Origin of the sequence: Herminiimonas glaciei, assembly GCF_042664955.1 — a bacterium.
In the GTDB taxonomy this organism is placed as follows: Bacteria; Pseudomonadota; Gammaproteobacteria; order Burkholderiales; family Burkholderiaceae_D; genus Oxalicibacterium; species Oxalicibacterium glaciei.
Genome location: NZ_JBHTBU010000006.1, coordinates 1 through 879 on the forward strand (window position 1 = coordinate 1; position 879 = coordinate 879).

Here is an 879-nt window from a genome sequence, read left to right on the forward strand (position 1 = left end):
CGGTTCCAATACGGTGAGCTATGCGTCGTCAACTGCTGGTGTGACAGTCAACCTGTCATCGCAAACAGTGGGTGGCGTGGCATCCAATACCGGTAGCGGCAGCTATGCGGAAGGCGATACCTACACCAATATCCAGAACGTTATCGGCAGTACGGGTAACGATACTTTTATTGGCGGTGCGGCGGTCAATACCTTCACCGGTAACGGCGGCAGCGATACGGTCAGTTATGCGGCATCGACGGCCGGCGTTAAGGTCAATTTGTCCGGTACTACACTGGAAACGGTGGGTGCCGGTCGTGGCGTGGGTGGCGATGCAGACAATGATACGTATGTAGGCATCAACAATGTGACCGGTACTTTGTTTGATGACGTGTTCTTTGCCAATAACTCGGTCAATACCTTTGATGGTGGCGGCGGAACACTGCATAACCGTGTCAGCTATGCGGCATCGAGCACCGGCATTATTGTCAACCTTTCCGACAAGACGATATTGGGTGTGAACGCAGGCCGCGGTTCGCTGGGCGACGCTGCTGGTGATACCTATATCAATATCCAGGACATCACCGGTACTTCGGGGAATGACACGTTTATCGCCAGTGCTGCGGAGAATATTTTTGATGGTGGCGGTGGCATCAACACGGTGAACTACGGCGCTTCGGATGTGGGTGTGATTGTCAACCTGAGTGCGGTGACGCAAAACGGTGTGGCGAGTTTGCGTGGCAGCGGCGGTTATGCGAATAACGATGCCTATACGAACATCCAGAATGTCACGGGTAGCCTGTTCGACGATTTGTTCTATGGCAGCAGTGCAGTGAATGCCTTTGATGGTGGCCTTGGCACGCTGCATAACCGCGTCAGCTATGCCGGCGATACGGCTAA

At 53.9% G+C, this 879-nt stretch carries 1 pseudogene; it reads left to right on the top strand.

Annotation, left to right across the window (positions count from 1 at the left end):
* Window positions 1-879, top strand: a pseudogene (locus ACFQPC_RS18255) (calcium-binding protein); the annotation flags it as partial.